21 protein-coding genes are annotated in these 25,181 nt (G+C 69.9%); 7 read left to right on the forward strand and 14 right to left on the reverse strand.

Features of this window, described 5'->3' with window-relative positions:
• Positions 1 to 62: 62 nt before the first annotated feature.
• Positions 63 to 1,109 (forward strand): DNA polymerase III subunit delta, encoded by a 1,047-nt coding sequence (gene holA / locus CWS50_RS04685; protein ID WP_341472737.1) that lies wholly within the window; start codon positions 63 to 65, stop codon positions 1,107 to 1,109.
• Positions 1,110 to 1,202: 93 nt separating this feature from the next.
• On the opposite strand, the gene CWS50_RS04690 is transcribed toward holA, so the two are convergent.
• From CWS50_RS04690 to CWS50_RS04730, 9 genes are all read right to left on the reverse strand, one after another.
• Positions 1,203 to 2,687, reverse strand: a complete 1,485-nt coding sequence (locus CWS50_RS04690) for a DUF1846 domain-containing protein (protein WP_127841848.1) — start codon at positions 2,685 to 2,687, stop codon at positions 1,203 to 1,205.
• Positions 2,688 to 3,012: 325 nt separating this feature from the next.
• Positions 3,013 to 3,273, reverse strand: a complete 261-nt coding sequence (gene rpsT, locus CWS50_RS04695) for a 30S ribosomal protein S20 (RefSeq protein ID WP_120204675.1) — start codon at positions 3,271 to 3,273, stop codon at positions 3,013 to 3,015.
• 1,170 nt (positions 3,274 to 4,443) lie between these two features.
• Positions 4,444 to 5,829: a sugar porter family MFS transporter gene (locus tag CWS50_RS04700; protein WP_127841849.1), complete on the reverse strand. Its 1,386-nt coding sequence runs from the start codon at positions 5,827 to 5,829 to the stop codon at positions 4,444 to 4,446.
• A gap of 362 nt (positions 5,830 to 6,191) precedes the next feature.
• Entirely contained in the window at positions 6,192 to 6,836 is a 645-nt protein-coding gene (locus CWS50_RS04705; RefSeq protein WP_127841850.1) for a type II toxin-antitoxin system PemK/MazF family toxin, read from the reverse strand.
• A 5-nt stretch (positions 6,837 to 6,841) separates the two neighbouring features.
• A complete protein-coding gene (trpA, locus tag CWS50_RS04710) occupies positions 6,842 to 7,735 on the reverse strand; it encodes a tryptophan synthase subunit alpha (protein WP_127841851.1) in 894 nt (297 codons plus the stop codon).
• Position 7,736: 1 nt separating this feature from the next.
• Positions 7,737 to 9,935 carry a tryptophan synthase subunit beta gene (gene trpB / locus CWS50_RS04715; RefSeq protein ID WP_243118513.1) on the reverse strand — a complete coding sequence of 733 codons (2,199 nt, stop codon included), beginning with the start codon at positions 9,933 to 9,935 and terminating at the stop codon, positions 7,737 to 7,739.
• Positions 9,936 to 10,042: 107 nt separating this feature from the next.
• Positions 10,043 to 11,239 carry an anthranilate phosphoribosyltransferase gene (gene trpD / locus CWS50_RS04720; protein ID WP_180342417.1) on the reverse strand — a complete coding sequence of 399 codons (1,197 nt, stop codon included), beginning with the start codon at positions 11,237 to 11,239 and terminating at the stop codon, positions 10,043 to 10,045.
• A 54-nt stretch (positions 11,240 to 11,293) separates the two neighbouring features.
• Positions 11,294 to 11,929: an anthranilate synthase component II gene (locus CWS50_RS04725; RefSeq protein ID WP_127841853.1), complete on the reverse strand. Its 636-nt coding sequence runs from the start codon at positions 11,927 to 11,929 to the stop codon at positions 11,294 to 11,296.
• 1 nt (position 11,930) lies between these two features.
• Positions 11,931 to 13,844 (reverse strand): anthranilate synthase component 1, encoded by a 1,914-nt coding sequence (locus CWS50_RS04730; protein WP_127841854.1) that lies wholly within the window; start codon positions 13,842 to 13,844, stop codon positions 11,931 to 11,933.
• Positions 13,845 to 14,186: 342 nt separating this feature from the next.
• On the opposite strand from CWS50_RS04730, the gene CWS50_RS04735 reads away from it, so the two are divergent.
• The 5 genes from CWS50_RS04735 (at position 14,187) to CWS50_RS04755 (ending at position 20,145) form a co-directional block, all read left to right on the forward strand.
• Entirely contained in the window at positions 14,187 to 15,614 is a 1,428-nt protein-coding gene (locus tag CWS50_RS04735; RefSeq protein ID WP_127841855.1) for a phytoene desaturase family protein, read from the forward strand.
• Positions 15,611 to 17,026, forward strand: a complete 1,416-nt coding sequence (locus tag CWS50_RS04740) for a sensor histidine kinase (RefSeq protein ID WP_127841856.1) — start codon at positions 15,611 to 15,613, stop codon at positions 17,024 to 17,026. The genes CWS50_RS04735 and CWS50_RS04740 overlap by 4 nt, the downstream gene beginning before the upstream one ends.
• A complete protein-coding gene (locus tag CWS50_RS04745) occupies positions 17,023 to 17,694 on the forward strand; it encodes a response regulator (protein ID WP_127841857.1) in 672 nt (223 codons plus the stop codon). The genes CWS50_RS04740 and CWS50_RS04745 overlap by 4 nt, the downstream gene beginning before the upstream one ends.
• Before the next feature lie 266 nt (positions 17,695 to 17,960).
• On the forward strand, positions 17,961 to 18,863 hold the full coding sequence (locus CWS50_RS04750; protein WP_127841858.1) for an ABC transporter ATP-binding protein: 903 nt from the start codon (positions 17,961 to 17,963) through the stop codon (positions 18,861 to 18,863).
• Positions 18,838 to 20,145, forward strand: a complete 1,308-nt coding sequence (locus CWS50_RS04755) for an ABC transporter permease (protein WP_127841859.1) — start codon at positions 18,838 to 18,840, stop codon at positions 20,143 to 20,145. The genes CWS50_RS04750 and CWS50_RS04755 overlap by 26 nt, the downstream gene beginning before the upstream one ends.
• A gap of 242 nt (positions 20,146 to 20,387) precedes the next feature.
• Here CWS50_RS04755 and CWS50_RS12905 read toward each other — a convergent pair whose 3' ends face one another.
• From CWS50_RS12905 to CWS50_RS04780, 5 genes are all read right to left on the reverse strand, one after another.
• Positions 20,388 to 20,567 carry a hypothetical protein gene (locus tag CWS50_RS12905; RefSeq protein WP_164860076.1) on the reverse strand — a complete coding sequence of 60 codons (180 nt, stop codon included), beginning with the start codon at positions 20,565 to 20,567 and terminating at the stop codon, positions 20,388 to 20,390.
• 581 nt (positions 20,568 to 21,148) lie between these two features.
• Positions 21,149 to 21,871, reverse strand: a complete 723-nt coding sequence (locus CWS50_RS04765) for a class I SAM-dependent DNA methyltransferase (protein WP_127841860.1) — start codon at positions 21,869 to 21,871, stop codon at positions 21,149 to 21,151.
• Positions 21,868 to 22,407, reverse strand: coding sequence for a DUF5819 family protein (locus CWS50_RS04770; protein ID WP_127841861.1), 540 nt, complete (start codon positions 22,405 to 22,407; stop codon positions 21,868 to 21,870). Before CWS50_RS04770 ends, CWS50_RS04765 begins: the two co-directional genes overlap by 4 nt.
• A complete protein-coding gene (locus tag CWS50_RS04775; protein ID WP_127841862.1) occupies positions 22,404 to 23,387 on the reverse strand; it encodes an alpha/beta hydrolase in 984 nt (327 codons plus the stop codon). The genes CWS50_RS04770 and CWS50_RS04775 overlap by 4 nt, the downstream gene beginning before the upstream one ends.
• Complete coding sequence (locus CWS50_RS04780) at positions 23,384 to 24,229, reverse strand: hypothetical protein (protein ID WP_127841863.1); 846 nt, start codon at positions 24,227 to 24,229, stop codon at positions 23,384 to 23,386. The genes CWS50_RS04775 and CWS50_RS04780 overlap by 4 nt, the downstream gene beginning before the upstream one ends.
• Positions 24,230 to 24,788: 559 nt before the next feature.
• Here CWS50_RS04780 and CWS50_RS04785 point away from each other — a divergent pair.
• Positions 24,789 to 25,169, forward strand: a complete 381-nt coding sequence (locus tag CWS50_RS04785; protein ID WP_127841864.1) for a DUF2000 domain-containing protein — start codon at positions 24,789 to 24,791, stop codon at positions 25,167 to 25,169.
• Positions 25,170 to 25,181: the final 12 nt, after the last annotated feature.

Genomic DNA, 25,181 nt, shown 5'->3' on the forward strand with positions numbered 1-25,181 from the left:
CGCAGGACAGGAGACGGCCTCAGCCTCCTGTCTGGTCTCCTGTCCCGTGGCAGGCTAGCCCCATGGCACCCACCCGAGCCCCACGGTCCCGCAGCAGGCGCAGCGCACCGGAAGGACCCACGTGGGACCAGGTCGAGCTGGCTCCGGTGGTCCTTGTCAAGGCGGGGGAGGAGGTCCTGGCAGACCGTGCGGTGGCCCGTCTCCTGTCGCAGGCCCGGACGAAGGACCCGACCACGGAGATCATCCGGGTCGAGGCCGCCACCTATGAGGCCCACCAGCTGGACACACTGGTGTCCCCCTCCCTGTTCGGCGAGCCCCGGCTGGTGCTGGTCCCGGCCCTGGAGCAGATGACTGACGCCCTGCTGACCGACCTGCTGGCCTATGTCGGCTCCGCCGCAGCCCTGGCTGACCCGGAGGTCAGCGTCGTCCTACGGCACAACGGTGGGCAGCGCGGCAGAAGGCTCCTGGAGGCCGTCGGGTCCTCTGGCTACCCCGTGGTCTCCTGCCCTCCGGTGAAGTCCCCCCGGGACAAGTCCGCGTTGGTGAGCGCCGACGTGGCACGAGCGGGCCGACGCATCGAGCCGGAGGCCGTCGGTGCCCTCGTGGACGCGCTGGGAAGTGACCTGCGCGAGCTGTGCTCGGCAGCTGACCAGCTTCTCGCTGACACCCAGGGGACAATCACCGCCGAGCACGTGAGCACCTACTATGCCGGACGCATTGAGGCCACCGGCTTCACCGTGGCGGACGCCGCAGCCGCAGGCAGCACCTCGGCAGCCATCACCGCGCTGCGCCACGCCGTGGCCACCGGGACCGACCCGGTGGTGGTCGTGGCGGCGCTGGCGACCAAGGTCCGCCAGCTGGCACGTGTGGCCGCCGCCGGAGGCCGACGCATGAGCCCGGCCGACCTGGGCATGGCGCCCTGGCAGGTGGACCGGGCGCGGCGCGAGCTCTCCGGCTGGTCCGACGACGCCCTGGCCACGGCTATCGTGGCGGTCGCCAGGGCTGACGCCGAGGTCAAGGGAGGCAGTCGGGACGCTGTCTACGCCGTCGAGCGCGCCGTGCTCACCGTGTGCCGTGCCCGCAGCAGGGGAACGACCTCGCGGCGGTGAAGCCACGAGGGTGAGTCAGGAGGCTGGCCATGAGCAAGCCAGCCGGGTGCGTGCGCCCGGGACGGGCCGCCGAGTGGCTAGGCCCCTTGGTACCTAGCGCTTCCTGTACAGGGCCTTGGTGGCGTAGACAGGCTCGTTGGTGACCTGGACCCCCAGGGCGCGCAGTATCCCCTCGTCCACGGGACCCAGGATGGTGGAGGTGTGCACGTCGCAGCCACGCAGGTTGTCCAGCTGCTCCAGGGCTCGACGGGCGTTGCTGTCCCCGTTGGCGGACACGGCCAGGGCGATGAGGACCTCGTCGGTGTGCAGGCGGGGATTGTGGGAGCCCAGGTGCCTGGTCTTGAGCGTCTGGATCGGCTCGATCGAGGCCGGGGCCAGCAGGTCGACGTCATCAAGCCCGGCCAGGACCTTGAGCGCGTTGAGCAGCATGGCCGAGCAGGCTCCCAGCAGCGCCGACGTCTTGCCGGTGACAATCCGCCCGTCCGGCAGCTCGACAGCGGCAGCAGGAGCGTCGGTGGACTCCGCTACCTGCAGGGCGGGCCGCACCACCGGCCGGTCCTCCTTGCTCGCGCCGACCTTGGCCATGAGAAGGGATATCCGGTCGGACTGGACGGACTCCACTGCGTCACGCCTCTCCGCCACCAGCGCCTTGTAGTAGCGGCGGATGACCTCCTGGACAGCCGCCTGGCGGCAGGCCTCGTCGTCACTGATGCAGTACCCGGCCATGTTGACGCCCATGTCCGTGGGGGAGGCGTAGGGGGAGGAGCCGAGGATCTCCTCGAACAGACGGGTCAGTACGGGGAAGACCTCCACGTCGCGGTTGTAGTTGACGGCCTGGGTGCCGTGGGCCGCCAGGTGGAAGGGATCGATCATGTTGACGTCGTCAAGGTCCGCCGTGGCTGCCTCGTAGGCGATGTTGACCGGGTGGTCCAGAGGCAGGTTCCAGATGGGGAAGGTCTCGAACTTGGCGTAGCCGGAGGCGATGCCGCGCCGGTGGTCGTGGTAGAGCTGGGACAGGCAGGTGGCCATCTTGCCTGAGCCCGGTCCGGGAGCGGTGACGACGACCAGGTCGCGGCTCGTCTCAATGTACTCGTTGCGCCCGTAGCCCTCCTCGGAGACGATCCGAGTCACGTCGCCCGGGTAGCCGGGGATGGGGAAGTGACGGTAGACCCTGATGCCCAGGCTCTCCAGCTTGCGCCTGAAGTCCTGGGCCTGGCGGTTGTCGTCCGTCCACTGGGTGATGACGACGCTGCCCACGTACAGCCCGTAGCCCCTGAAGGCGTCGACGTGGCGCAGCAGGTCGTCCTCGTAGGAGATACCCAGGTCGGCACGGACCTTGCTGCGGGCCAGGTCCCTGGCGCTGACGGCGACGACGACCTCGACCTCGTCGCTGAGCTCGGCGAGCATGACTACCTTGTTGTCCGGGGTAAAGCCGGGCAGCACTCGGGAGGCGTGCATGTCGTCGATCAGTTTGCCTCCGAACTCCAGGTAGAGCTTGCCCGAGAACTGTGCCCGGCGCTGCGCGATGTGGGTGGACTGCATCCGCCGGTAGGTGTCACGGTCGAAGCCGATACGCATGGGCACTCCTTGCTGGTGGGTCGGTAGGCGGCAGGTACGTGCTGCCGGTACACCTGGGGCCGGGGACGCCCCTATGCGGTGTGTGGCAAGCGGCGGTGCGTGGCTGGGCGGAGCCGGGTTCGGAAACGGGTTACCGGGGCTCTGGAACCGAGCCCGGTGCCAGGGGCCGTAGCTCGTTGCGGAGGCGCCAGATGAGAGTCGTCGTAACCGAGCCCAGTGTCAGAGCCGCAGGCGCGAGCGGGGCGTCGTTCAAGGGAGCGGGAACAAGGTGAGGGCGCCTCCCTGGCGGGGAGACGCCCTCGGTACTCACACCGTAGGACTGGCCTCACAGGGAGGCGACGCGCTTGGCCAGCTTGGACTTGCGGTTGGCCGCCTGGTTCTTGTGGATGACTCCCTTCGCCGCGGCCTTGTCCAGCTTGCGGGAGGCTGCGTGGAGGTGCGTGAGAGCCGCCTCCTTGTCGCCAGCCTCGACGGCCTCGCGGACACGGCGCACGTAGGTCTTGAGCTCGGACTTGACAGACTGGTTGCGCAGGCGAGCCTTCTCGTTGGTCTTGATGCGCTTGATCTGGGACTTGATGTTCGCCACGGTGAAGCTTTCTCGTGTCTGGTGTGGTCAGTGGCCGGAGAGAGGGTTCGCGCCACGGGACTGACAGGAGGTGGTGGGGGTACCTGGCTGACCCGTGTGCCGGACCCCGCAGCCGACCGGGCCAGAGGTCCAGTGGGCGACTCTAGCACCTGGTGGCAGCAGGTCCCCAGGACTCGGATGGGCGGTGCAGCGTGAGGTGCGTCGCGCCGGGGCGGTATGCCTGGAGGATAAGGGGGTGCTATGTGGAAGAGTGGCTGCTGGAAGGGGCCGTCCTGCACGGCGTGCTGGGCAGTGCGGACGTGGAGACCTGCGGCCCAGGACAGACACCAGCATGGTAGGGGCCCTGTGCGCTATGCAGACTACCTGGCGGCCAGCGGGTGGGTGGAGAAAGCCTCAGTGGCACACCTCCTGCTGGACAACGGTGTCCCCCTGCCTACCAGGGAGTTCTTGCACGGCGCCTTCGAGTCGGCTGCGTGGGCAGAGGCTGACAAGGCCTGCAGGCACCTGGAGCAGCAGCTCCACGGCTGCAGGTTCTCGCAGTCGGTGGTCTGGGGTCCGCTCCTGGTCCCCCGTCCCGAGATCCTTGACGTCCGTGGGGCGCTGGGGGCACAGGTGCGCGAGAGCCAGGAGGAGATCACCAGGCCTGACTTTGTTGATGAACGTCTTCCCAAGGGTGCTGACATGACTGACCCAGCCTCCCCGTGGACGTTGTACGCGACGGCTGGTGGTGCTGGACGGCGACGCCTACCACGCCAGCGAGTACCGGGTCGGCCTGGACCGCCGCCGGGACCGGGAGCCGGCGTGCCGGGGGTTCCAGGTAGCCCGTCTCACGGTCAGGGAGGTCTGGCAGGGCCGCCCAGGAGGAGCTCGGGCTCCTGCTCTCCAGGCGCCGCCGTCAGGCTGGGGTGTCCACGGCGGCCACGAACGGGGCGGTCGCGGCTCGAGCACGACTACAGGACCTTGCAGTCACGCGGCTTTTCCAGGGGCCTACGCAGGCCGTCGAGGCGTTTGTGGCCGCTGTGGACACGCGGACACTACGCAGCAGGGGCCGACCCACCCGGCCACGCAGAGAAGCATCTCGACCACCTAGCCGGGGCTGCGGGAGCGCCTGCACTGACGCTGCATGACGGGGGCGCCCCGGCCGTGGATCGGCCGGGGCGCCCCCGTGGCTCAGCCCTGCTCCAGGCCGAGACGTTTCTCCATCTCCTCCAGGGGCACACCCTTGGTCTCAGGCATCCTCAGCAGCACCCAGGCGAGCTGGCCGATCATGCACACAAAGAAGATGGCGAAGGCCCATCCTCCTCCGAGACCGCCTGCCACGGCCGGGAACCCCCAGGAGACCACGGCTGCGAAGAACCAGTGGGTGAAGGAGCCCAGGGCCTGGCCTCGGGCACGGATGCGGCTGGGGAAGATCTCGGAGATGAACACCCAGATGACCGAGCCTTGGCCGAAGGCGTGCGAGGCGATGAACACCAGGAGGCTCGCCAGGACGAAGGTGGAGGTGTTTCCACCGAGCTCGTCGCCGCCAGCCTGGAAGAACAGGATAGAGATCGCCCCCAGGGACAGGAGGTAGCCGATGGAGCCGACCAGCATGAGCCTGCGGCGGCCGAAGCGGTCGATGACGGTCAGAGCGGTCATGGTGGCCACGAGGTTCATGGTCCCGATCGCGATGGAGGACAGGAATGCCGCGTCGTCACCGGCCCCGGCCATGCGGAAGATGTCCGGGGCGTAGTACATGATCGCGTTGATGCCGGAGAGCTGGTTGAAGGTGGCGATCGCGATGGCCAGGAGGATGACCTTGGTGTTCCTGCGCACGAAGAACGGGGCCTGGCCCAGGGAGGCGTCCTCCTCCAGGCGCCGGGCGATCTCGGTGATCTCGTACTCGGCCTCCTCCGGTGACCGGGTCAGGCGGTCGATGATGCCGCGCGCCTCATCAGTGCTGCCGCGGCCGTAGAGCCACCGGGGGCTCTCCGGGATCCCCAGTGCCAGGAGGAAGAAGATAACCGCCGGAGCGGCCTCGATGCCCAGCATCCAGCGCCAGGCGACTTCGTAGTCGAAGGCTTGGGAGAACACGTAGTTCGTCATGTAGGCCAGGAGGATGCCTAGCACCACGTTGAACTGCACCAGGCCCACGAGCCGCCCGCGCGTGCGCGCCGGGGAGATCTCTGCGGTGTAGATCGGCGCCACCACGGAGGCACCACCGACGCCGATCCCCCCGATGAGACGGAAGAACATGAACAGGAGCCAGTTGGAGACCAGGGCCGAGCCCAGGGCCGAGATAGTGTAGAGGATGCCAATTGTCAGCAGGACCCTCTTGCGGCCCCACGCGTCTGCTGGCCGCCCTGCCGACATGGCACCGATGATGGTGCCGATGAGCGCGGTGGCGACGGTGAAACCGAGCCAGAAGTCGCTGAGGTCGTAGATGTCTCGAAGGTTCTCCGTGGTTCCTGAGATGACTGCGGTGTCGAATCCGAAGAGGAGACCTCCCAGCGCTGCCACGACAGCGCTGCGGATCACGAGAGGACTGGTTCTTTGTGGAGCAGGAGTGGTCGTCATTGACGGGTCTTTCAAGGGTGTCGGGTCAAGGGTGTCGGATAGGTGCTGGGCATCACGTGACCATTGCGCGACGTAGCCTACACCAGGAACATGCTTGATGGGGAGGAAACGGAGAGGAGCAAACAGGGGAAGAGAGGACCAGGACAGGAGAGTAGCAGGGAGGACAAGGCGCTTCCCTCCTGTCCTAGGACCTCAGCCCTGGACCTCAGCCCTGAGGCGTCTGCGACGGGGCACGGCAGGTTGGCGCCGACCCCGTCCGTCAGGGTCTGCCTGCCAGACGCAGCCGACAGGTCGGGGGAGCCGGGTAGGAGGCGTGCCCGCCCACGACTGCTGCAGGCAGGGTGGAGGAGCCCGGGACCGCCTCAGGACCAGTGCTGCCTGAGAGCCGTGATGACTCCCTCAAAGACTGCCCGCTTCATCGTGGCCCCCTCACGGCGCACCGTATCGGGGTCCACCGACAGTAACCGGTCCAGGCGAACCTCACTGGGGCGGCCCTTCCTGTCCCAGGCGCCGGAACCCACGTCGTACCAGTACCGGCCCCACCGGGCCTCCTGGACGGCGTCGACGTCGTGGTCCCTGCTCGTCATCTGGGCGACTACCAGACGCCTGCCGCTGCGGGCCAGCACCAGGACCGGCCGGTCCTTGCCCTGGGAGGGGTCCTCCTCGTAGGGAACCCAGGTCCACACGACCTCACCGGGGTCGGCCTGGCCGTCAGGACTGGGTGCGTAGGCGAAGGACGGCAGGCCGTTCCGGGCCACGTCCCACACCGTGGCACTGCCGGGCGTAGCAGCGGCGGAGGAGGATGCTGTGGCCCTGCTAGCCCTGCTGGCTTCGCCGGGCTTGCCGGTAGCGCTGGTCCCGGCGGGTCTGCCGGTCCCGCAGGAGGAGGCAGTCTTACCGCTGGCGCTGGTCCCTCCGGTCCTGTCACCAGCCTTGCCAGCGTCTTGGGAGGCTCCGGCTGCGGCCTGCCCCAGTAGTCCCAGGACCCTCCTAAGAAGAGACGGCATGCTCGTTACCTCTGCTCCTGCGGTACCGATGGTACTGAATGGCCGGTGCTGCGGCGGGTGGCCGCCTTCATGGCTGAGCAGAACCCGACCAGCTCACTGCTCAGCGCCTCCAACTCCGCCTCGTGGGCGGTGGAGCCTCTGGGTGCCTCCCGCAGGCTGGCGGCGTGCGCCTCCACGATCCTGACCACTGCCGAGCCGCTGATAGCGCCGTCGGCCCCGGCGGCCAGCGCCTCGGCAACCTGGTCGGGACGGGAGATGCCAAACCCCAGCATGACCGGTGCCGCGCTGGCGCAGCGCAACCGCTCCACCGCCTGGGCCAGCCCGACGGTGGAGGAGGCGTGCTCCGTACCGGTGACCCCCACCCGGGAGACCGCGTAGACGTAGCCGCGCGAGGCGGCGGCTACCGCGTCCAGGGTGTGGTCGGCGGCGGAGGGCGGGGCGATGTGGACCGGGTCCACCCCGGCAGCCTGGGCGGCGGCGCTGAAGGGGAGCGACTCGCGCACCGGAACGTCAGGCAGCAGCACGGAGTCGACGCCCGCTGCCGCACAGTCGGCGTAGAAGCGCTCCAGCCCCAGGGCGAAGGGCACGTTGCCGTAGACGAGCACGCCGATGGGGAGCTCCCGGTGGCGCTCACGGACCCGTGCCACCACCTCCAGGCAGTCATGGAACCCGGCACCGGCCTCCAGCGCTCGGACGTGGGCGCGCTGGATGGTGGGGCCGTCCGCCACCGGGTCGGAGAAAGGCACTCCCAGCTCCAGGGCGTCGGCACCGCCCGCCACGAGCGCCTCGATCACCGCCTCACTGGCCGCCAGGTCGGGGTCGCCCACCATGACGAAGGGCACGAAGGCGCCTTCCTCGCGGGCTTTCAGTGCTCGGAACATGTTGGGGTAGCGGCTCATCTCAGGACTCCTTGGCCAGGCTGGCCAGGGGTGCGTACTCGCTGCGCCTGCCCGCCTCCACCATACGGGCGGCCCTGGCCACCGCCCCGTCGGTGGAGAACGAGCCGCCCAGGCGCGCGCGCACCTGGTCCAGGTCCTTGTCCCCCCGCCCCGACAGGCACACCAGCAGGACCGGCGGCTCAGCCCCCACCGGTATGCTGCGCGCCACCTTCAGGGCGTGGGCCAGGGCGTGGGCCGACTCCACGGCAGGGATGATCCCCTCGTGGCGGGACAGCAGGCGGAAGGCCTCAATGGCCTCCTCGTCGTCCACGCCCACGTAGCGGGCGCGCCCAGTGTCGGCCAGCCACGCGTGCTGGGGACCCACCCCGGGGTAGTCCAGTCCTGCGGAGACGGAGAAGGACTCCTCCACCTGGCCGTCGGCGGTGCGCATGAGGTAGCTGCGGGAGCCGTGGAGGATACCGACCCGCCCCGTGCTGATGGGTGCGCCGTGGCGTGCGGTGTCCAGGCCCTCCCCGGCGGGCTCCACACCGGTCAGCCTCACCTGCTCGTCGTCAAGGAAGTCGGCGAACATGCCGATGGCGTTGGAGCCCCCGCCCACGCAGGCGATGACCTCGTCGGGCAGGCGCCCGGCCATCGCCAGCACCTGGGCGCGGGCCTCGGTGGAGATGACCCGGTGGTACTCACGCACGATGGTGGGGAAGGGGTGGGGGCCGGCCGCCGTGCCCAGCAGGTAGTGGGTGGTACGGAAGGAGGCGGTCCAGTCACGCAGGGCCTCGTTGACGGCGTCCTTGAGGGTGCCCGCCCCGGAGTCCACGGGGACGACAGTGGCCCCCATGAGCTCCATGCGCTCCACGTTGGGGGCTTGGCGCACCACGTCGGTGGCCCCCATGTAGATCGTGCACTCCAGGTCCAGCAGGGCGCAGACCATGGCGGTGGCGGTCCCGTGCTGGCCCGCGCCGGTCTCCGCGATGACGCGTGTCTTGCCCATCCTGCGGGCCAGGAGCGCCTGGCCCAGCACCTGGTTGCCCTTGTGGGCGCCTCCGTGGAGGAGGTCCTCACGCTTGAGCAGGATACGGGCGTGGCCCTCCACCGGCAGGCTGCGCAGCGGCGTGAGCGGGGTGGGGCGGCCCAGGTAGCGGGCCATCAGCCCGCCCAGCTCGGCGGCGAAGGAGGGGTCGGCCTGCGCCTCAATGAAGGCGTCCTCGAGCTGGTCCAGGGCGGGCACCAGCAGCTCGGGCACGTACTGGCCCCCGTAGGGGCCGAAGTAAGCCTCCAGCCTCGGGTGGGTCCGGTTGCTCCCCGTGGTCTCGCCGACGCCTTGCGGGCTCGCCTCTGAGGTACTGCTTGTGCCGTCTTTGCTGCTCATGCTGGGGCGCTGCCCCACAGGCACGGGCACCGCAGCGGCCAGGGCGGCGGCCGCAGCGGCGGGGTCCGGAGCGCCCGACAGGGAGGAGCCCACCAGGAGGGCGTCAACCTGCCCGGCCAGGCGGCGCACGTCCTCAGGGGTGGACACGCCTGACTCGCCCACGAGCACGACGCCGGACGGCGCCAGCGGCGCCAGCTGCTCGGTGCGGGCCAGGTCGGTGGCCAGCGTGCGCAGGTCTCGGTTGTTGATGCCGATGACACGCGCACCCAGGGCTGCGGCCCGGTGCATCTCCTGTGGGGTGGAGATCTCCGTGAGCACCTCCATGCCCAGCCTGTGGGCCAACCCGGCCAGCTCTCGGTAGACGTCGTCGGGCACCACGGAGAGCATGAGGAGGATGGCGTCGGCCCCCAGGTGGCGGGCGGCCAGCACTTGGACCTCGTCAACGACGAAGTCCTTGCACAGCACTGGCACGTCCACTACCGCGCGCACGGCGGCCAGGTCCTCGAAGGAGCCGTTGAACCGGTCCGGCTCTGTGAGTACGGAGACGGCGGAGGCGTAGGGGGCGTACTGGACGGCCAGGGCGGCAGGGTCGTAGCTGGAGCGGATGGTGCCTCGCGAGGGAGATGCTGCCTTGCACTCCATGACAAGGGCCGGGCGCGGGCTGGTGGTGGGACCGGAGCGGGTGCGCAGCGCCTGGGCCAGGGAGCGTGCCGAGGGCTCCAGGTCCTGGGCGCGCAGGTGGGCGAACTGCGCCCGCAGCTCGGGAAGCCGGGTGCGCCGGGCCTCGACGATGGAGTCCAGGACGGTCCCGGTGGCCGTGAGCCGCTGGTCCACGGGACGCCGCTGCGGGCGGGCGGTACCGGCGGCGGGGTCGGTTGCAGCAGGTCCTGGGGTGGATGCTGATGCGGGGTGCGGCGCTGCGGGGTGGGGGGAGGGTGCGGTCACTGTGCCTCACCGTCCTGGCCCTGGTCTGCGGTCTGGGTCGAGGCTGCGGCCGAGGTCGTGGGTGGGGTCGGGGTTGAGGCGGTCGCGGAGGCCTTGGCCATGGCCTCCAGGTGGCTGGCCACCCGGCCGCTGGCCAGCTGGTCCAGGGCCATGCGGGTGCCGTCGGCCAGGTTGTCGGCCGGGCCTGCCAGGTAGAGCAGCGCCCCGGCGTTGACGGCGATCGCGTCGCGGTGGGCCGCCCGGCCGCCGCCAGCGAAGACCTCGCGCAGCAGGTCGGCGTTGTGCTGCGGGTCGCCGCCCAGCACGTCGTGGAGGGCGTAGGTGGGCACCCCCAGGTCCTCCGGGGTGACCGTGTAGGACGTGACGCCGCGCGGGGTGGCCTCACGCACCAGGGTGGGGCCGTGGACGGCGATCTCGTCGGTGCCCGCGCCGTGGACCACCAGCGCGCGCTTGCGGCCCAGACGGACCATGGCCTCGGCGATCATGTCAAGGATGTCCGGGTCGGCCACTCCCATGAGCTGGTAGGTCAGGTGGGCGGGGTTGAGCAGGGGACCCAGCACGTTGAAGATCGTCGGCGTGGCCAGGGCCTTGCGTACGGGCGCGACGTGGCGCATGGCCGGGTGGTAGGCCTGGGCGAACAGGAAGGTGAAGTGGTCGCGGGCCAGGACCTCCACCGCCTCCTGCGGGGGGAGGTCCACGGGCAGGCCCAGGGCGGCCACGACGTCGGCCGCACCGGTGCGCGAGGACACGGCCCGGTTGCCGTGCTTGGCTACCGAGACCCCCATGGAGGCGGCCACGATCCCCGCTGCGGTGGAGATGTTGAGGGTCCCCGCCCCGTCGCCCCCGGTGCCCACGACGTCGACGAGCGGGAAGGTGACCTGGGGGAAGGGCCGGGCGGCCTGCCGGAAGGCGCTGGCGGCCCCGGCGACCTCGTCGGCGGTCTCGCCCCGGGCGTGCAGGGCGGCCAGCAGGGCGGCGGTCTCGGCCTCGGACAGGTCCCCGGCGCCCAGTGCGGCGAAGACGACGCCGGTCTCCTCCTGGGTCAGGCGCCTGCCCTGGATGACCCCGCGCAGCAGACGGTGCGCGTCCTCGGCGTCAGCGATGGCGGGCGCGGAGTATGCGGCGTCGGCATTATTCACGGCTTCATTCGCGGCGTTATTCATCGCGTTGTTCTCGGCGGGTGCGGGGTTCATACACTGTTCCTCGAAGACGGGGTCGATGGTGCGGAGTACGAAGATGCGGTGGGTTCAGGCGGTGGCCGCCCGGGCGAGGTCCGTCGTGAGCGCGCGTAGGATTCCAGGACCCTGCGGTGTCAGCACGGACTCGGAATGGAACTGCAGTCCGACGATGGGCCGGGCGCGGTGCCGGGCTGCCATGACTACGCCAGGACCGACCGGGTCATCGGCACCGGTCACCGCCAGTGACTCCAGCGCTGGCGGCAATGTGCGGGTGCCCAGGGAGTGGTAGCGGGCCACGTCCAGACGTCCGTCGGGCAGCGCCCGGAAGGCCGGGTCGATGCGCCCCGCCTCGGTCAGTTCCACACGCACGCTGCGCCCGTGCACGGGGCCGACTCGCCCGATAACACCGCCGCAGGCCTCAACAATCGCTTGGAATCCGAGGCAGATTCCGAGCGTGGGGATACTGCGGTCCAGGGCGGAGCCGATCAGCTCCATCAGGTTGCCCGAGGTGCGCGGGTGGCCCGGGCCAGGGGACAGGCAAAGCACCGGACGCGGCGACTCACCGTCGGCGGGTGCGAGCGCGTCCAGCACCGTGGGCGCTGGCGCAGTGTTGCGGTAAACCTCAATGCTCGCCCCCAGGGAGGCGAACTGGTCCACCAGGTTGTAGACGAAGGAGTCGCGGTTGTCGAGCAGGACCACGTGCATATCAGTGCCTCGCTTCCGGTGCGGTGGCCGCGGGGACCGGAGTGTCGTCCGGGTCGGTGTCGATGACGAGCTCGGCCCCCTGGGCCGCAGCGACAGCCTCCAGGACCGCCCGGGCCTTGTGGAGGGTCTCAGCGGCCTCGGCGGCCGGCACGGAGTCGGCCACGACTCCCGCCCCGGCCTGCACCAGCGCCGTCCCCTCACGCACGAAGGCGGAGCGGATGACGATGCAGGTGTCGAGCTCCCCGTCGCCACGCAGGTACCCGACCGAGCCGCCGTAGCTGCCGCGCCGCACCCCCTCGGCGGTGCGGATGAGCTCGGCGGCGCGCAGCTTGGGGGCGCCGGTGAGGGTGCCCATGGTCATGGAGGCGCGCAGGGCGTCCAGGGCGTCCAGGTCCGGGGCCAGCTGCCCGCTGACCTCGGAGACCAGGTGCATGACGCGGGAGTAGCGGTCCACGCGCATGAGGTCGTCAATCTGGCGGGTCCCGGGAACGCTCACCCGCGCGACGTCGTTGCGGGCCAGGTCCACCAGCATGACGTGCTCGGCGACCTCCTTGGCGTCGGTGCGCAGCTCCAGCTCCAGGCGGGTGTCGCGCTCGTGGTCGATGCTGCCGTCGGGGGCCAGGCCGCGTGGGCGGGTGCCGGCGATGGGGCGGATGGCGACCCGCCCGGTCCTGGCTGAGTGCAGCAGGGCGGACTCCGGGGAGGCCCCCAGCAGCTCGAAGTCAGGGGTGCCCAGGTAGAACATGTAGGGGCTCGGGTTGGAGCCGCGCAGCCGGTGGTAGGCGGCCAGGGCGTTCGGGCACGGCATGGTGAAGCCGCGTGAGGGCACCACCTGGTAGACGTCCCCGGCGGCGATGTGGCCCTGCATCTGGTCCACCAGGGCCTCGAAGTCGCTGTCGGAGACGGTGGGATGGGCGGTCAGGGTGGTGGCCGGCACCGCTGCCCGGGGGGCCGGGTCCTGCGGAGGGGCTGCTGGAGGCCCTGGCGGCTGCGGGGCCGGGTCCCCGGAGCCCTCGGTGCCCTGAGAGTCCTTGGAGGCAGCGGCGTGCCCGGGGCGCTCCCGGGGGAGGGCGGCCGCCTGGTCGATGGCGGTGTCGGTAGCGGTGTCGGCGGTAGCGGTGTCGATGGCGGCAGCCAGCTCCTCCAGGCGCCGCTCCAGGTCAGGGGCGTCCACGGAGGCCCCCACCAGGGTGGCTGTGCGCGTGGGGTGGTCGATGACCAGGATGATGCGGGCGTCGTAGAAGAGGTAGTCGGGGCAGGTGTTGGCGCCCGTGGCCACCTCGGGCAGGGTCTCGACGGTGGCCAGGTAGTCGAAGGCGAGCACACCCGCCTCCAGGGGCAGGTGGGGGTGGTCCACCTCGGTGGCGGCCAGGACACGCAGGGGCTCGACGGTGGAGGTGGCGGTGAGCCGCTCGCGCTCCTCCAGGCTGCCGTCCTCGGGCGGGTCCGGGAAGGCCAGGGTGACCTGCTCGGCGGCCCGGCTGCTGGCCGGTGTGGCCCCGGAGGAGGGGCTGGCCTGCGTGGGCTGCTGCGTGCGCTGTAGCGCGGGGCCTAGAGCGGGTTGTGGCGTGGGGCCTGGTGCGGGCTCGCTGACGACGTAGCGGCCCAGGGCGGTGCGCACCCGCTCCACGGCGGCGCGGCCGTCGGCTCCGGCAGGGGGGAGGGCCTCGACAGTGACGGTAGAGCCGGTGCAGGTCAGCCGGGCAGAGGCCTCCAGGACCATGACGGTGGTGCGGGAGGCCTTGGTGGTGACGTCGGCCGTCTCCAGCAGCACGATGTCGCAGGGGCGCGGTGTGCCGTCGGCGCCCGCAGTGGTGGGGACCAGGCTCGCCGCAGCCAGGTGCTCCAGCAGCAGACCCGCGTCGCGGTGGTAGCTGGTGGCCCGTGTCAGCACGGTGGGCGGGGGAAGCGTCATGAGGGCCTTCCTGTTCGTGCCACCAGCAGGACCCGCCCGTTGACGCGCAGGACCTCGCCCGGTGGCGAGCTCTTGCGGTGCGGTGCCGACTGCACGGAGTCAGCGGCTGCGGGTGGCTCGCCTCCTGGGGAGCCACCACCACTGGCTGGTGCGGGGCGTGGTCATGGCCGAACCCTATGACGGGCGGGGCCGTGCGCACAAGCGGGGCACCACTGGAGTGGTGGCATCTCCGGCGCAGCGACAGGGGTCTTGACACGGTTTCTAGGTCACGGGTAGCGTCACACGGAGACGTGGCCTGCGGGCTGCTGAGCCAGTGCTTGGCGAGGAGTTGGCGAGGAGCCTATGAGGCAGGCAGTTGTCGTGGGCAGCGGCCCCAACGGGCTGGCTGCCGCTGTGACGCTGGCCGAGGCTGGCCTGTCCGTGCGCGTGGTTGAGGCGGGTGACAGGATCGGTGGCGGTGTCGGCTCAGAGGAGCTGACGCTGCCCGGGCTGGTCCATGACACGTGCTCGGCGTTCCACCCCTTTGGCCCAGTCTCTCCCTTCATGAGCCGCTTCAACCTGGCGGCGGAGGGACTGCGGTGGCGCTGGGCACCCTACGAGCTGGCCCACCCGCTGCCCGACGGGCGTGGGGCCGTCCTGCACCGCAGCGTTGCGGGCACGGCGGCTGGCCTGGGCAGGGACGGGGTGGCCTGGGCCAGGCTGCTCGGTCCGCTGGCCGGTCACTTTGACGCGCTGTCGGCGGAGATCCTCCAGCCCGTGGCACACCTCCCGGCCCACCCGCTGGTCCTGGCCCGGTACGGTGCTTCTGCTGCGCTGCCCGCAGTGGTGCTGGCGCGGGTGTGGAGGGGCGAGGCGGCCCGCGCCTTGTTCGCCGGTGCCGCTGCGCACGCCCTGCGCCCGCTGGGGGCGGCCTTCTCCTCGGCCATCGGGCTGGCGTTGCTGGCGGCGGCCCATGGCAGTGGGTGGCCGGTGGCCGAAGGAGGTTCCGGCGCGATCAGGGACGCGGTGCTGCGCCGGGCGCGGCGTGCGGGGGTCGAGATCGAGACCGGGCGGCGTATCAGGTCACGCAGGGAGGTGGGGCCGGGCAGCCTGCTCATGCTGGACACCACCCCCGCCGCAGCCGCCCAGATCCTTGGTGACGCCCTGCCGGGGCACGTGGCGCGGGCCTACCGGGCCTACCGGCACGGGCCGGGGGTGGCCAAGGTGGACATGGCTGTGGCCGAAGGGGTGCCCTGGCGGCACCTGCCTTCCCGGCAGGCGGGCACGGTCCACCTCGGGGGGACCCTGGCTCAGGTTGCTGCCGCTGAGCGGGAGGTCTGGCGCGGGCGGATGCCGCAGCGCCCCTTCATCCTGGTGGGCCAGCAGTACCTGGCCGACCCGGGCCGGGCCCGCGGGGGCGTGTACCCCCTCTACGCCTACGCCCACGTCCCGGCAGGCTGGCCCGGTGACGTCACACGGCTGGTCATGGGCGAGATCGAGCGCTACGCCCCGGGCTTCCGCGAGCGTGTCCTGGCCTCCGCCTCCCTCTCGGCCCTCGACCTCCAGGCGGCCAACGCCAACTACGTCGACGGGGACGTCATCGCGGGCGCCAGCACGGCCCGCCAGCTGGTGGCGCGGCCGCGCCCTGCCGCCAACCCGTACGCCACCGGTGTGCCCGGGGCCTACCTGTGCTCGGCTGCCACCCCGCCGGGTGCTGGCGCGCACGGCATGTGCGGCTACCTGGCCGCGCGGGCCGCTCTCACGGAGATGGGGATGGGGGAAAGGCGATGACCTGGCTGGCTGGTCCGGGCGGCCAGGGCGCCCAGGACGGTCACGCGAGCGGTGTGCACCGGGCAGGGCGCGTCGGCCCGGGCGGTCAGGCTGGCCGGGTCGGGCTGGCTGGTCCGGGCGGCCAGGGCACCGCTGCCGCCCCGACCCGCAGGGACCGCCCAAGGGCACTGCCCCACGACTGGTGGCGGCGCGACCTTGCGGTCGCCCTCCTCGCCCTCGTGCTGTGCGGGGTGGAGACCGAGGCCGTGCGCAGCCTCGGCGTGCTTGAGCGCGGCGGCACGGTTGTGGCGGCCTACGGCTTCGCGGGCGGGCTGGCCCTGCTGTGCGTGTGGCGGCGGCGGTTCCCCCTGAGCGTGGCCGCCTGCGTGTTCCTCCTGTTCCTGGTCGTCAACCTGACTGAGCCCGACGTGCTCAACCTGCTGGGCAACAAGGCGGTCCTCGCCCTGGTGCTGTTCAGTACCGCAGCCTGGGCCTGGCCGCGTCGCCGGGCGAGGACCGTGCTGGCCGCCCTGGTGGCAGGCCTCCTCCTTCTGGGTGCGGTGCTCACGGTGAGGGGTGCGGTGGCCAGCGGCCTGTGGTCGCAGCCGACGCTCCACCTGCTGCCCCCCGGCCTGGCCCTGCTTATCGACAACCTGCTGCTCAACGCGCTGTGGTGCGGGCTGCCGGTGCTGGCGGGCACCATCGCGTGGCATCTGGTCCAGGAGCGGATGCTGGTGGAGGAGCAGGCCGCTCTCATTGACGCCCAGGCTGAGGAGCGCCGGGCCGACGCGGTCGCTGACGAGCGGCTGTGGATCGCCCGCGACCTGCACGAGGTCGCGTCACGCGACGTGGCAGCCGTTGGTGTGTCGGCGGCGGCGCTGCGGCGCAACCTCACCAGCCCTCCCCCGGAGGTGGCCCAGGGGCTGCAGGACATGGAGGCGATGTCGCGCGAGGCGGTGCGTGCCCTGCGCCTGGTCGTGGGGTCGCTGCGCCAGGATGACGGGGGCGGCCTGCCCCCGGGCCTGGACAGCCTCCCGGGGCTGGTTGAGGAGCTGGGCCGCCGTGGCCTGAGAGTGCGCTACTCGCAGGTGGAGTGCTGTTCCGGGATGACCGGCAGGGTCCCCGCAGCGGTGGGCCTGTCACTGTACCGGGTGGCGCAGGGGTCCTTGTCCAGCGTGCTGGCCTCCTCTACCGCGGATGAGGCCTCCCTGGTGCTGCGGGTGCTGCACCAGGGCGCGGGCCACGCCGCCGAGGTCGAGGTGGTGGACCGGGGACGCAGGCGGGAGACCGCCTCCGGTGATCGGCGCGGCCTGCTCGGTGTCTCGGAGCGTCTCGCCGCCCACGGCGGCACGGCTGAGATCGGCCCCCGCCTGGCTGGCGGGTACGGTGTGCGGGTGAGACTGCCCTTCCGTCCGGTGGAGGAGCTGGGATGAGCCAGATCCGGGTGCTCCTGGCCGATGACCACACCGCCATGCGCCGAGGCTTCGCGCTCATGCTCCAGGCCGAGCCCGACATCGTGGTGGTGGGAGAGGCCGCTGACGGTGCAGCCGCAGTGCGCCAGGCCCGCGCGCTGAGCCCCGACGTCGTCCTCATGGACGTGCAGATGCCCGGCGTGGACGGCATCAAGGCCACCGAGCAGGTGACCGGGGCAGGACTCGCCCAGGTCATCATCCTCACGGCCTTTGACGACGACGAGGCCCTGTTTTCCGGGCTGTCGGCCGGGGCTGCGGGCTACCTGCTCAAGACCGCCGACCCGGACGAGATCGCCGAGGCCATCCGCCAGGTCCACCGGGGCCACGGCCAGCTGGCGCCGGAGGTGACCAGGCGGGTGCTGGCCCGCCTGCCGCACCAGGGGCGGGGCGCGGCGCCGTCCGCCGATCTCGACTCCCTGACCCCGCGGGAGCGGGAGGTGCTGCGCCTGGTGGCCCAGGGGCGCACCAACCAGGAGATCGCCGAGGAGCTGATCGTGGGTGTCACGACGGTCAAGAGCTACCTGTCGGCGTGCCTGGCCAAGCTGCACGCCCGCGACCGCGTCCAGCTGGTGGTCCTGGCCTACGAGCTCGGGCTCGTGCGGCCTGGCGAAGGCGGTTCCCCGTCCTGATCCTGGCTCGCGCGGCGGCAGCCTGCCGGGTGCAGCCGGGAGGCTGCGCGGGTCGAGGCAGCTGTCTCACGTGGGCACGAGACCTGCCAGGTGTGCGGCTGGGTCTGCTCCTTCGTGGGGAGGGGCGGTGGGCTGTGAGCTCTCCTTCCTCGGCAGGGGGAGGTTCCGGCTCCCGGCAGGATGAGGTCTGGGGTGGCTGCTCCTAGCCTGGTGGTTGGCAAGGAGACACTGACAGGCGGTGACAGGGAGACAGCAAGGAGGTGGCGATGCTGGAGGTTCGGCACCTGGTGCGGCGCTTCGGGGCCGTGACGGCGGTGGAGGACATGAGCCTCAGTGTGCGTCGTGGCGAGGTCGTCGGCTTCGTGGGGGCCAACGGGTCGGGCAAGACCACGACGATGCGCATGATTATGGGCGTCCTGGCCCCGCACGGAGGGGAGGTCCTGTGGGACTCCCGCCCCGTGGACGCCGCCGTGCGCCGCCGCCTGGGCTACCTGCCCGAGGAGCGCGGCCTCTACCCCAAGCAGGCGGTGGCCGACCAGCTGGTCTACCTGGGCAGGCTTGCGGGCAGCAGCCGGTCCCAGGCCCGCCAGACCGCCGCACGGCTGCTGGAGGAGCTCGGTATCGAGGAGTACGCCAGGTCTGCCCTGGAGTCCCTCTCCCTGGGCAACCAGCAGCGGGTCCAGGTGGCGGCAGCCTCCATGAACCGGCCCGTGGCGCTCGTGCTTGACGAGCCGTTCTCAGGGCTGGACCCGCAGGCCGTTGACCAGATGGCGGAGATGCTCCGCAGGGACGCCGACCGTGGGGTCCCCGTCCTGTTCTCCTCCCACCAGCTGGACCTGGTGGAGCGCCTGTGTGACCGGGTCGTCGTCGTGGACAAGGGGCGGGTTGTTGCTGAGGGGACCCCCGGGCAGCTGCGCGGCGAGCAGGACCCTGTTGTCCTCATCAGGCTTGGGGACGACGCCGGGTGGCTGCGCGACGAGCCTGGTCTCGAGGTCCGCGACATTGAGGGAGGCAAGGCTGTGGTGCGCCTGGGCTCGTGGACCACGACGGACTTGCTGAGGGCGGCCCTCAGACGTGGTGGCGTCCACGAGCTGCGCCCGTGGCAGCCCAGCCTGGCAGAGATCTTCAGGGAGGTGGTCAGCGATGCCAACGGCACCGAGGACGTCTGAGACGGCTGAGACGACTGAGCAGCCGGGGACGACGAAGAGGACAACGAACCAGTCTGGCTCGCATGAGCAGCCAGCGGGGGCTGCTGCGCGCGGGGCCTGGCTGGTGGTGGCCGGGCGGGAGATCTCCGTCCAGCTGCGCAGCAGGACGTTCCTTGTCACCGTGGTGACGACGGCCCTGGGGCTGATGATCACCATCTCCGTGAGCGGATTTATTGCGAGTCTGATGAGCGGGTCCGGCGGTGGCCCCACGCGTGTGGCCGTCACCGACGAGGCGGGCACCCGCCTGGTCCAGCGTGCCCAGCAGCTGGCTGAGGCGGCAGATGCAGGGGACACGAGCCGCCTGGAGCCCCGCGAGGTGGCTGACGAGGCTGCTGCGCGCCAGGAGGTGCTCTCCGGCGAGGCCGAGCTAGCCGTGGTGACTGGCGATGGCGGCGAGGTCATACTCATGGTTCGCAGTGACCCGTCGTCGCCGCAGGCCAGCCTGGTGGCAGAGGCGTGGGCACAGCTCCGGCTGGAGGACAACGCCAGCGCCCAGGGCGTGCCGGTAGAGGCGCTGCTGGAGGGCACGCAGGTCAGCGAGGTGGTCCTGGCACCGGGAGAGCCCTCGCCAGGGACTGTCCGGCTCACCGGCTGGGTCCTGACCGGGGTGTTCTACCTGCTGGCGGTGATGTTTGGTGCTCAGCTGGCACAGGTGGTGCTGGAGGAGAAGCAGAACCGGGTGGTGGAGATCATTGCCTCCCTGATCCCGGTGCGCGCCCTGCTCTACGGCAAGCTGGCGGGCAGCTGGGTGGTCTCCGTGGTCCAGATGGCCGCCTACGCCTGTGCTGCTCTGACGGGCTTCTGGCTGCGAGGCTCCGGGGTGGACCTGTCACGGGTCAGTACGGTGCTGGTCTGGTTCGTGGTGCTGCTTGCGGCCGGTCTGGTGGGGACCAACGCCCTGTGGGCGGTGGCGGGGTCGATGTCCACCCGTAGTGAGGACCTTGCCCAGACGGCTACACCGGTCACGTTGCTGCTCATGGCGGTGCTCCCGGTCGGGTTCCTTGCCACGGGTCCGGCCGCGACGGTGCTCTCCTTTGTCCCGCTGGCCAACGTGGCCGCGATGCCCACAAGGATGCTGGCAGGCAGTGTCGGCTGGTGGGAGCCGGTCCTCTCCCTGGTGATCACGCTCGCTGTCTTCACCCCGCTGCTGGTCATGCTGGCCACGGCTGTCTACCGCCGCTCGCTCATGCAGACCCAGGGGCGCCTCACCATGCGCCAGGCGCTGCGTCTGCCTGCCGACTGACTAAGCCTTTTCTGACGGTAAAGCACACGGCTTCTTCTTCGCGTTCCGTGGCAGCCCAGACGTAGTTTTCGCCGTCATCGTTGTCCTAGGTAAGGTTGAGCCGCAACTCTGTCGCCAACGAGAAAGGTAGCAGCAGGACAGGCGCCTGGAGCAACTGCCTGCGGTGTCAGTGCTCCAGGCGCCTGTATGTCGCCGTGGGTTCGGTGCTGAGTTTCCGCCACACGCCACGAGATGGGACTGGACTAGCGGGTCGCTGCGCCAACGGCCGCACCGCCAGCAGCGGCGCCCACCAGGGCGCCTGCAGCCTTGGCGCCCGCAGCTAGTCCCCCCAAGAAAGCTGCGGGGGTGGCGAGTACAGGAACCTGGGTGCGGTCCACGATGACCACGGTGTCGGAGTTGACCTTGTCAAGCAGCTCGTTCATGAGTCCTCCTTCTGTTCTGTTGATCCTCAGCGCGCCGCGACCCGGTAGGCACCGTATGCGGCCCCACTCACAGCGCCCGCTCCTACGGCTGCTCCAGCCGCCCACGCAAGGGCGGCGGGTGTGGCGAGTACCGGCGTACCTACCCTGCTGGCCCGCAGTCGAAGCGATCCCTTCAGTGTGGGATCCGAGTTGACCTTGTCAAGCAGTATCTGCATACGCTCTCTCCTTTCTGTCCCAAGGGGGACAATCTGTCCAGTGAGAACTTTTCTCCTGGAGGTCTAGTCGTCAGGTGACGATACGAAGAGCAGCGCTACCACTACTCCCGCTGTCACGGCCAATACAATCGAGGACGCCGCTCTACCTGGATTAGCCATATGATCGAACATGAGTAGATAGGCGACAGGACCTGCATACATTGTTGTCAGCCAGAATGCGTACCACCTAGACATCTGCACCTCCTAACAAGCAGGCGAGGTGCTTGGTCCTCACGTCTTTCAGAGGCTGCTGAGACGCCCGGAAACATTGAGTGACGCGCATCTGTCCGATCTGGGAGTCATTGCGTGGATATTGGTGCTGATTTCTCATGGCGTGCCCCTTTTCAGAGCGAACCAGTCGAAGGGTGCGCCATGCGTGGCGTACTCTGCCTGCACGGGGTCAAACCCTGCCTGCCGTGCGAGTGACTCGAACTCTCCCTCGCCCAGCACCAGCACCCTCTCTCGGAAGAGAGAGTCCGTGCCGTCCGGGTAATGAACCCTGGCTTCGGTCTCCATGAGGTCCCCGTCCCACGATGCCTGGAACTCGCACCACCCCTGGCCGTCTGGCACCGGGAAGCGCGATGGTCCGGCCTCGGAGAGGGCGCGATAGGTGGACAGCGAGTAGTTCTCTGCGATCAGGGTTCCTCCGGGGACCAGCACCTCTCTGACGTGCCGCAGGCAGTCCGCGTACTCCTCAAGGCTGTCCACGTAGGAGAGTGACCCCATCGCAGAGACTGCTACCTCAAACTCCCCAGAATAGAAGGGGAGCGGCAGCCTGACGTCAGCCAGCCGGGCCAACAGGCTCTCCGGCAGCCGCTTGGTCAGCAGGTGCTCCAGCATTGGCTCAGAGTTGTCGATACCGGTGTAGGAGGCCGCCACCTCAGCCAGCGGCAGCGCTACCCGCCCGGTCCCTATACCGATTTCCAGGGTATTGCGTCCGCGAACGTAGGGAGCGCACCTGGACACAAGCTCTGTCGGGTCACTGGCCCGGCTGATGAACGGATCATACAGGTCAGCCATGACCTGGTCGTACTGGGGCGCTCCTGTCATGAGGCCTCCACCGGCTCGTAGTCGAACACCATGTCGTACAGCGGATTCTCCGAGTGGTCGTATCCTGAGTACCGCACCAGGAGCACCTGGAAGTAGGGGTATCCCTCGCGTGGTGTGACCCTGGCGCGCACAAAGCTGGTGACCAGCCTCTTGGCCGACTCCACCGCCTCCTTCTCCGTAGGGACAGAGGCGGCCTGGTTGTTCAGGATGGTGGAGGCGGCGTCGAAGATGCTCTTCTCCATACGCCGGGCCGGGAACCAGAACGCGTGCCACCACCGTCTGGGCTCAGCCTCGTAGACTGACATCCACGGGGTGTGGTCCGATCGGTCCTCGTTAGCGAGGCGGTACAGGAAGTGCTGGTCGTGGACTGCCGGGTTAGGGGCGAAGAAGCGCCAGTTGGGGATGAGCAACCCCGTGCCGGTGCGGTCCACCTGGCGTACCCGGTCAAAGCTGCGGTCAGGGTGCTGGGACAGGGCCGTGACCACCAGCCACACGGCAAACACTGCCGGTAGTAAGCGGCGCAGCAAGGCTTTCATGAGGTGACCTCCCGGGGCTCGGGGCGTTCCTGGACCAGTGAGACGACCTGCTCGGCCAGGCGCGGGGCAGCCTGCGGGGCGTTGATGATGCTCAGGTGGTCGCAGTCCTCCAGGTCCAGGCGCCTGCCGCCCGCCGAGCCTGAGGCCACGTACTCATCGTAGAGCCCGCCCTGCTCCGAGGAGCCCGCCACGGTCGCCTCCGCAGCGATCACATAGACCGGGGTGGCTACCTGCTCCAGGGGCGCCCCGCCGTCCAGCAGGTAGGGGTAGAGGTAGCGCCACTCCCGGGCTGCGGCGTACCAGGTGGAGGCTGCCGATATTTCTGCGCGCAGGCGCCCCAGGGAGGGGCTGCCAGCCGCCGAGCTCAGGACACCGCCCTTGTCCATCAGCAGGCCCGCGCCCAGCGCGACAGGAAGCGGGGCGGTGCGCAAGGTGAGGTCAGTTGCCTTGGCCCCCTCTCTCTGCGGCTGGCTCACCACCATCTCGCGAGGGTGCATAGGGTCGATGAGGATGACCCCGGCAATGTTGTCGAGCTGGCCAGCCAGCCGGTGAACCAGGTAGCCGCCCATGGAGTGCCCGGCCAGCCAGATGGGATCATCCCCGGAGCACACCTCCTTCACCACGTCGGCTGCGTCGGCAACAGACTCCTGGAGGTGGTAGGGGGCCTCTGAGCGCCACAGCGAGCGCCCGTAGCCCGCGCGGTCGTAGAGGACAGGTGTCATGCCAGACAGGTGCGAGGCCAGCAGCAGCCACGAGGTTGAGGTGTTCATGAGCCCGCTGGCGAACAGCACTGTGGCCCTGCTGTCCCCGGCGGAGTCACCCCGGTAGCAGGACAGCTCGTTGCCGCTGCGGCAGCTCACCACGTGGTGCTCGTAGCCAGAGTGACGCCTCAGCGAACGGGCAGTCGCGTACGCCTGATGTGCCAGGCCGATCCCCAGCGCCGCCGCCGTCACAGTAACTGTGTCACGCATCACGCTCATGCGGACACCTCCTCCCGGCGCACCAGGCTTCGTACCGCAGGGTAGGTAGACACGAACGCCCAGGAGAACCTCGACAGCCCCATGAACCGGGCATTGGCCGCGTGGAAGGCCGCCATGACAGCCAGGCCCCAGTCCATGTACCGGCCTCTGCCCACAGCCAGCAGCGGGAAGAGGGCCTCAAAGGCCACGACACCCCGGCACAGTGCCCGCGCCGAACGCGGGAACCGCGTCAGCAGACGGTAGAAGCCCTCGTCACCATAGGTCTGGGTGCGCATGATGCTGACCAGGGCGTCCCCGCTCTTCCACAGGGCACCCGGCATCTTGGTGATACCCGCTGCGCTGTAGGACAGGATGGTCTGTGCCCCGATGAACTCGATCGCGGCGCGCCTGGTGCCAGCCGTGCCACCGGCCCGTCCGAGCCCTGCTGCGGCCGCAACCAGGAAGGAGACCTGGTCCGACCCGTCCGTCCCATACAGGTGCCTGGGGTACAGCAGCAGCTGAGACCCGGCAAGGAGCAGATCCGCTCCGGCACGCACCCCCTGGTGCCTCACAGGCGACAGCAGCACCAGCCCCGCGCCGACCTGCGCCACGTGCAGGCCCGAGGTCACCGCCTCGGTAGCAACAAGGTCGCGCATCCTACGGGTTAACTGCAGCCTTGAGGGCACCTGGTCCCTGGCGAGACTCCAGTCGTTGAGCCCGCCCTTGGCTCGGTCAGCCCGTCGGACAAGGTACTCGGCGCTGGACAGCAGCTGGCACACGGCCGACACCCGCTCAGCAGTACCCAGAGGCGCCCCCAACGCCCTCGACAGCACGCTGTCGACAACAGGGCGAGGTGCAGGCACACGCTCTCGCGATCTCCTCAGACTCTTCATTGAACCCCTCCGAAAGTCATGCAGAAACTTGGCACAGCAGCCAGCGGCAGAGCCTGCTGACCTGCTGAGTAGCGTGTGCCGTGCTCGGCGTTGAACCAGCGTTTTCTTCGATAAGAAATGTAGATGAGGAAGGTTGTCGGCTGCTCCTACCAGAGGCCGGAGGCTGTCCTGCTGTGGGAGGAGGTTCGTGGGGCCTTTCCTCCTTCTGGCGGAGAGCCTGGAACCGTGCGCTGCCGGGGCTGGTCGAGCTCTGGGTGCTCTCCGTTGCGGACGAGGGCAGAGGGGGTGTGGTGCGCCGCCGGGCTGGGCGAGGTCGGTGTGCTCCGACCGCCACAGGAGCACAGGGCGGCGGGCGTTATGATCACTCAGCGGTCTGCGCGCAGGTCCGTGAAGCCGCTGCCCTGCCCGCCTGTCCTGGCTGGGGTCTTGCCTGCACGGATCGCCCGGGCTCCGGGGGACGGACAGAAGCACGGGCGCGATCCGGATCCCACGGCTGCGAGCCGAACTCCTGACTGAAAGGAACGTACTCATGGCCACCGACCAGCAGAAGACGGTGATCGTGGTTGACCGGCACCTCCCGGTGGGCCTGGCTGTCAACGCTGCCTCCATCGTCTCCGCGATGGTCGCCAGCGCCTGCCCGCAGATCATGGGGCCATCGGTGAGGACGGCTGACTCCGAGCTGCCGGGCGTCGTCCTCACCCCGCTGCCCGTTCTTGCTGGTGACAGCGGGCTGCTCGCCTCGGTGTGGAGCCGTGCCGAGGCGCAGGGCTCCGGCGTTGATGTCTTTCCCTTCACCCGCCTGGCGCAGGGGTGCAGGACTTATGAAGAGTATGTCTCCAGGCTCGGTTCTGCCCTCACACGTGACCTGGAGCTGGCGGCACACGTGACCTGGAGCTGGCGGCACACGTGACCTGGAGCTGGC

This window comes from Actinomyces wuliandei, assembly GCF_004010955.1.
Taxonomy (GTDB): Bacteria; Actinomycetota; Actinomycetes; order Actinomycetales; family Actinomycetaceae; genus Actinomyces; species Actinomyces wuliandei.